General features: G+C 47.6%; 8 protein-coding genes, 1 rRNA gene and 1 other RNA gene. All 10 read left to right on the forward strand.

Annotation, left to right across the window (positions count from 1 at the left end; translation table 11 throughout):
• Positions 1-41 precede the first annotated feature (41 nt).
• Positions 42-239, forward strand: a complete 198-nt coding sequence (rpmE, locus tag B9Y93_RS23200) for a 50S ribosomal protein L31 (RefSeq protein ID WP_085498750.1) — start codon at positions 42-44, stop codon at positions 237-239.
• Between the two features lie 224 nt (positions 240-463).
• A complete protein-coding gene (locus B9Y93_RS23205) occupies positions 464-1,399 on the forward strand; it encodes a helix-turn-helix transcriptional regulator (protein ID WP_085498752.1) in 936 nt (311 codons plus the stop codon).
• 53 nt (positions 1,400-1,452) lie between these two features.
• The gene (locus B9Y93_RS23210) at positions 1,453-2,055 is read left to right on the forward strand and encodes a hypothetical protein (protein ID WP_085498754.1); all 603 of its coding nucleotides are present in this window, start codon (positions 1,453-1,455) and stop codon (positions 2,053-2,055) included.
• 91 nt (positions 2,056-2,146) lie between these two features.
• Positions 2,147-2,414: signal recognition particle sRNA large type (gene ffs / locus B9Y93_RS23215), an RNA gene on the forward strand.
• A gap of 293 nt (positions 2,415-2,707) precedes the next feature.
• On the forward strand, positions 2,708-4,441 hold the full coding sequence (dnaX, locus tag B9Y93_RS23220) for a DNA polymerase III subunit gamma/tau (RefSeq protein ID WP_085498756.1): 1,734 nt from the start codon (positions 2,708-2,710) through the stop codon (positions 4,439-4,441).
• Between the two features lie 41 nt (positions 4,442-4,482).
• Positions 4,483-4,794: a YbaB/EbfC family nucleoid-associated protein gene (locus tag B9Y93_RS23225; RefSeq protein WP_085498758.1), complete on the forward strand. Its 312-nt coding sequence runs from the start codon at positions 4,483-4,485 to the stop codon at positions 4,792-4,794.
• 131 nt (positions 4,795-4,925) lie between these two features.
• Positions 4,926-5,522 carry a recombination mediator RecR gene (gene recR, locus B9Y93_RS23230; protein ID WP_085498760.1) on the forward strand — a complete coding sequence of 199 codons (597 nt, stop codon included), beginning with the start codon at positions 4,926-4,928 and terminating at the stop codon, positions 5,520-5,522.
• 117 nt (positions 5,523-5,639) lie between these two features.
• Entirely contained in the window at positions 5,640-5,903 is a 264-nt protein-coding gene (locus B9Y93_RS23235) for a DUF2508 family protein (RefSeq protein WP_085498762.1), read from the forward strand.
• A gap of 78 nt (positions 5,904-5,981) precedes the next feature.
• Complete coding sequence (locus tag B9Y93_RS23240; RefSeq protein ID WP_085498763.1) at positions 5,982-6,245, forward strand: pro-sigmaK processing inhibitor BofA family protein; 264 nt, start codon at positions 5,982-5,984, stop codon at positions 6,243-6,245.
• 297 nt (positions 6,246-6,542) lie between these two features.
• Positions 6,543-6,733, forward strand: a 16S ribosomal RNA gene (locus B9Y93_RS23245); the annotation flags it as partial.

Here is a 6,733-nt window from a genome sequence, read left to right on the forward strand (position 1 = left end):
CTGGGCGCGCAAAGGGCTCAGGGCGGAAAGAGGTGAATTCGATGAAGCAAGATATTCAACCTAAATATCACGTTACAACTGTAACTTGTGCTTGCGGCAATTCCTTCGAAACAGGTTCTGTTAAGGAAAACCTGAAAGTAGAGGTTTGCTCCAACTGCCATCCATTCTTCACAGGTAAACAGAAGTTTGTGGATGCTGGTGGTCGTGTCGATCGTTTCAAAAAGAAATACGGTATCTAATCGTAATGGTTATACAAAGGAACTCCTCTGTCAGATGGCAGGGGAGTTTATTTTTATGCAAATAATTGTAAATATCATTCGCTTTTTACATATTTAGAGTGCTGATGAAGGTCAAGGAGAGGACCCAATAAGAGCTGATGCTCATTTATCGCACAAAATGTCAAAACAAAACATGAGCGATATTGTACGATGTTGATGGCAAGGAAGTGCAAGGGGGGAGATCGATGTGGCAGGAGCACAAGCAATGGGTAGAACGGGCTATTCGTTATATCGAATGCCATCTGAAGGAAGATATCGATTTTGAGGATGTGGCCAAGCATATAGCGGTCTCCAGATTTCATCTGCATCGTGTCTTCCAGATCCATGTCGGGATGAGTGCAGCAGCTTATCTGCGCGAGCGCAGGCTATCGGAGGCGGCTATCGATCTGCTATACACCGACAAACGCATTCTTGATATCTCGATGGAGTATCGTTTTGCGGGACAAGATTCGTTTACGAGAGCCTTTAAGCAGTACTATGGCTTCACCCCGCTGCAGTATCGCAAAGGATTTCGAACTTTTTATCATATGGAGGAGGAACGGATTATGGATCAATCGATGTCGCTAGAAGGTCAATATGACACGTCAAATCGTTCAACGCCTGCTGGCTGGATGCTAACGGGAGTACACCCTCATCAATACACCGTAGGGGTAGATCGCAAAATTGTAAATCGAGGCACAGCTTCCGGTACAATTCGTGCAGAGGAGCAGGCTCATCCGCAAGGATTCGGCACCTTGATGCAGATGTTTAAGGCTGATGCTTATTGCGGCAAGCGACTTCGCCTGAGCGGGTTCTTGAAGACGGATAAGGCGCATATGGCAGGACTGTGGCTTCGGATTGATGGCAAGGACGAAGAACCGCTGGCGTTCGACAACATGATGAATCGTGCAATCAGAGGAACGACGGATTGGACTTCTTATGAGGTGGTATTGGATGTAGCGGACAATGCGCATGCCATTGCCTTTGGTATACTGTTGAGCGGCACAGGTCAAGTGTGGGCAGATTCCATTCGCTTGGAAGAGGTGGATGTGTCCGTGCCCACTACAGATGGTTCAGGAGAGGGTGAGGCGCTGCGAGATGCCCCGATTAATCTCGATTTTGAGGAAAGCGCCTCCTTCTAGCAGCAGGCAAAAACGCGCGTTCAAGATCGGCATCATGTTTGGGGGGAATTCAGATGTGGGAACGAATAATAGAATACGGCTTTGGTTTTTTTGTGGACATTGTCCGCGGCGTCTATCCGATTAGCATCGTTTTATATTTGCTGCTCGTGGGAAGCTTTGGTGCTGCAGTAGAAATATGGCGTTCGGGAAGAAGAGGGGCTGCTTTAGCATGGTCCGAACGACTAAAGGAAGGGGCATATGCCGTAGCAGGTCTCATGTTTGCGGTGGGGGTATGTGCTTTCATCTATAAATGCTTGCAAAGAGCAGTTCCTTTTTTGGAATTACCGGGTGTAGATAATCCGTTGCATGTGGCTGTGTTTAGCATTGCTGCTGTTGCAGGCGGCATTATCGCCATTGTGGTCTTAGAGCTGGTGTCGGGAATATCGCATGCTTTGCTCGCATCGAAATGGTTTTGGGGCATATTTGGATTTTCAGTGATCGCATTTGGCGCGTATCTGTTAAAGCTGTGCAATGTTTTGCCTGCATCGTCGAATTATACGTATGTGCTTGGTGGCGTGATGATGATGGTTATTGTTGCAGTAGATATCATGCTGAAGAATAAGGAAAAAGAAGCCGAAACCGCTTCGGTGCTTAATGCCACTAGTAAGCACGCGTAACGGGGCATGAGGCCCATGACACAACCCTTGTATGTTGTTAAAATGTGCTGTGAGTTGCACTTTGTCCCCAAATGGGCTATACTAGTCCTTGCCGTGCTAGATGGGGAGGTAGCGGTGCCCTGTAACTCGCAATCCGCTATAGCGAGGTTGAATTCCTATTAGAGGTTTTGTCGATGTAAGGTCTGGCGTCTTTGCGCAGTGTTGACGGCCGGGTCCTTCGCAATAGGCACCTATGAATCTGGTCAGGTCCGGAAGGAAGCAGCCATAAGTAGGTTCGTCTATGTGCCGAAGGGAAGCCTAGCCTGAGCTGTTGCACGGAAGTGCCGCTTGGATCGCAATTATCAATAATAGGTGCACGGTTTTCTCATATGGATATGAAGCATCGACGATGGTCGGTGCTTTTTTTGTATACTTGTATAGCCGAGACGGCTGCTGGATATGGTGTTGGATCAGGTGTAGCATAGACCATGAGTCCTTAATTCCATATCTATCTATTCGATTTACAGTGATTCCCTTAGCAGGAACTGTGGTGTTGGCTGTTTTTTTACTGAATATGATATAGTATAATAGGTGAAGCTTCGAAAAGCCTTTTCGAAGACATTCCTTTGCTCTTTAATAAGTGCGGGAATAATCCAATGTACGAGGTTACAGCATGGCTCATATCGCATTGTATCGCGCTTGGCGCCCCCAGTCTTTTCAAGAAATGGTGGGACAAAAGCATATTATTCAAACGTTACAGAATTCGTTGCGGGAGCGACGTTTTTCGCATGCCTACCTGTTCAATGGACCGAGAGGCACCGGAAAGACGAGTACGGCCAAGATCCTAGCTAAAGCAGTGAACTGTGAGCAAGGCCCTGGTCCTGAACCCTGTAATGCCTGTGAAGCGTGCAAGCGAATAACGGCAGGCGCTGTCATGGACGTGGTTGAGATCGATGCTGCTTCCAATCGCGGAGTAGAAGAGATCCGGGATCTTCGTGAAAAGGTCAAATATGCGCCGACAGAAGTGCGGTATAAAGTGTACATCATCGACGAAGTGCATATGCTGACCACAGAAGCCTTCAACGCACTGCTTAAGACATTGGAGGAACCGCCAGAGCACGTCATGTTTATCTTGGCCACAACAGAGCCTCATCGATTGCCTGCGACCATCATTTCGCGCTGTCAGCGCTTTGATTTCCGAAGAGTATCTTTGGAAGAGCAGGTTGAGCGCTTAGCGGAGGTATGCCGGGAAGAACAAATTAACGCCGATCAGGAGAGTCTGGCCTATATTGCCAAGTTGTCAGATGGTGGGATGCGGGATGCCATCAGCTTGCTTGATCAAGCGGCATCATTCACCGACGGGCAAATTACGTATCAGCAGGTGCTCGATATTACAGGCGGCATGCCAGAAGAGCAGTTTGCCAAGCTTGCGGCAGCTGTCCGAGATCAGGATGTAGCATCTGTATTGACACTCATTGAACAGCTGATGCTTGAAGGCAAGAGCGCTGACAAGTGCATGGAAAGCTTGTTGTATTTCTTCCGAGATCTGCTTATGCTGAAGCTGGTGCCGAACGGAGAAGGAATGACAGATCGTATGACGAGAGCCGCGGCTTTTAAGGATGTGGCGGAGTCTTTTGCAACAGAACGTCTGTTTTCCATCATTGATGCTCTTAACCGTTATCAGACCGAGATGAAGTATGCTGTTCAGCCGCAGACGCTGTTCGAGGTTGCATTGCTTCATATTGCAGCACATCAAGGCGGACATTCGAGCTCAACCGCTGCAGGGGCGCAACCAGCGTCATCTGCTTCGAATGATCAAGTCGTACAGCAACTGCAAAAACAAATTAGTGCGTTAGAAACGAAGCTCAATCAGCTTGCTCAATCCGGTGTTGCGCAGGCAGAGCCTGCACGAGCAGAACGGAGGCCGGCAGCGGCGCGTCCGAGTGCGCGGGCATCCTCTCATTCCAAGAAGCCGCCTCAATTCGATCAGTATGTCTCCAATCGGGAGCATCCGGAGTTTGTCCGAGTACGAGGACAATGGGGGCAGGTGCTGCAGCAGGTGAAAGAGGCGGGGGTAACGATTCACGCTTGGCTTGTGAATGGTGAGCCTGTATCTTTGAAGGATGATGGAATTCTGGTTGCCTTCAAAAACTCCATTCACCGAGATACGACAGAGAAGCCTGCCAACAAAGAGACGATTGAGCGTGTGCTGCAAGAGACATTCGGCAAGCCGTATCGCTTGGATACGATGATGCTGAAGGATTGGGAAGCCGCAGCGAAAGATTCGCCGGCGGAAGAGCCGCCTGATTTCCAGCTAGAGCCGGAAGGTCATGACCAAGCACGTGAACCATGGATTGACGAGGCCCTCCACATGTTTGGGGAAGAACTCGTTGTCATAAAAGAGTAAGCAAGTTTATTCATTATATAATCAAAGGAGATCATTGACTTATGAACAATATGAACCAAATGATGAAGCAAGTGAAAAAAATGCAAGAGCAAATGCTTAAAGCGCAAGAACAGCTCGCTGACAAAGTGATAACAGGAACTTCCGGCGGCGGCGCTGTTGCTGTTGAAGTAAACGGCCACAAAAAAGTATTGGGCATTACACTGAAGCCAGAAGTCGTAGATCCAGAAGATATCGAAATGCTTCAAGATTTGATTATCACTGCTGTAAATGATGCCTTGACAAAAGCAGAAGATTTGGCGAATGATGACATGTCCAAATTCACTGGCGGCATGCGCATTCCTGGTTTGTTCTAATTATTGGCTAGAACATCTGCGCTGTAATGTAACAGTGGTGTCCAGCTCCTTGTTGAGTTCGGCACCACTGTTTTGTATAAGCAAGGCTGCTGAGGATATCAGTTCATACGATTTAGAGGGGGAACGAATCTGTGTATTATCCAGAGCCGATAGCAAAGCTGATTGATGCGTTCACCCATTTGCCGGGTATAGGCCCGAAGACTGCGGCTCGATTGGCCTTCCATGTTCTTCGCATGCAAGAAGACGATGTCATTGATTTTGCAAAAGCATTGGTAAATGTTAAACGCAATCTTCATTACTGTTCTGTATGCTGCAATATTACAGATACAGATCCTTGTCGTATCTGTCAGGACAAGACTAGAGATGCTTCTGTCATTTGTGTTGTCCAAGAGACGAAGGATCTGGTGGCGATGGAGCGCACGAAGGAATATATGGGATACTATCATGTGCTTCAAGGGGCAATCTCTCCGATGGAAGGGGTTGGCCCAGAAGATATCCGTCTTGCAGAGCTGCTAAAGAGGCTTAGTGATGAGCGGGTGAAGGAGCTTATCCTCGCGACGAATCCCAATATTGAAGGAGAAGCCACCGCGATGTACATATCACGGCTGGTTCGTCATTTTGGCATTAAAGTCACGCGCATCGCCCATGGACTCCCTGTTGGAGGAGACTTGGAATATGCGGATGAAGTGACGCTTTCTAAGGCATTGGAAGGTCGTCGCGAGCTGTAAACTTAATAGTATTCTTATAAAGCTGCGCCTCTTGCATAGGTTGCGGCTTTTTTTCGTTCTAGCAGAAGTCGGACAGCCATAGGCTTGTAATAGACAAGCGTATAAGGAGGAATGACTATGCTTAAGTTTGCAACCAACAGATCGAAGAAGCTTATGGCAAGAAGCGGTCAGGAAGAAAAATGGGATCTTATTGAGGATATAGACGATGCGTTTCAGAAGTGGGAGCAGGCTCAGCTTCAGTTCAATATGGCACAGGGGCAAGATGAGGTCGATTACTCCATCTTTATGCTGGAGGCTGCTGAGAAGCGGCTGACGATGCTGCTAAGGAGGGCCAAGCATACAAAGCTAAGGGCGCATTATTATGTGAAAGAGCAAGGATGAGTAGAGTAGAAATGTAGGATTAGACATGAATCTTAGTTTTGTGGCAGTAAGACTTGAATTAGGGAAGGGAGAAAGACAATGAAGCTGATTATGTTGATTATGCTGATCGTATCTGCGATATCGTTACTGTATGTGCTGCTGCGACAGCGAGGGGCCTGGCAGGTTGCGATGACGTTCTGCCTTCATGGTGTCATGGCTTTTGTGCTGTTGTATCTAGTGAATTCAACGGGGTGGCTGGCGGGCATTCAGGTCGCTACAAACGCAAGCACGCTGGTTACTGTCGGGGTTCTCGGCATACCGGGATTGGCGCTTCTGGTGGCTCTTCAAACATATTTAATTTAGCTGTTGACTTTTATATGTGCGATGTGATAAATTAATAAACGTCGCTTCGGACGAATAGTTTTTTTAAAAAGTAATAAGTTGAGTAATCAACGAAAAAAGATTTTAAAAAAAGTGCTTGACGCTGAAGAGGACAATGTGATATATTAATTAAGTCGCCGCTGAACGATGCGGTGAGCTAAAGCGAAGGTGATCGGGTTGATCGCTGGAGCAAAATTGTTCTTTGAAAACTGAACAACGAGTGAAACATTATTGAGAATTAATTTCTCGTCAGCAATACCGATGAGCAAGTCAAACACTTTTATGGAGAGTTTGATCCTGGCTCAGGACGAACGCTGGCGGCGTGCCTAATACATGCAAGTCGAGCGGAGCTGATGAGGTGCTTGCACCTCAGATGCTTAGCGGCGGACGGGTGAGTAACACGTAGGTAACCTGCCCATAAGACTGGGATAACCCACGGAAACGTGAGCTAATACCAGATAGGCATCTTC

The organism is Paenibacillus aquistagni (assembly GCF_900177815.1).
Taxonomy (GTDB): domain Bacteria; phylum Bacillota; class Bacilli; order Paenibacillales; family Paenibacillaceae; genus Paenibacillus_B; species Paenibacillus_B aquistagni.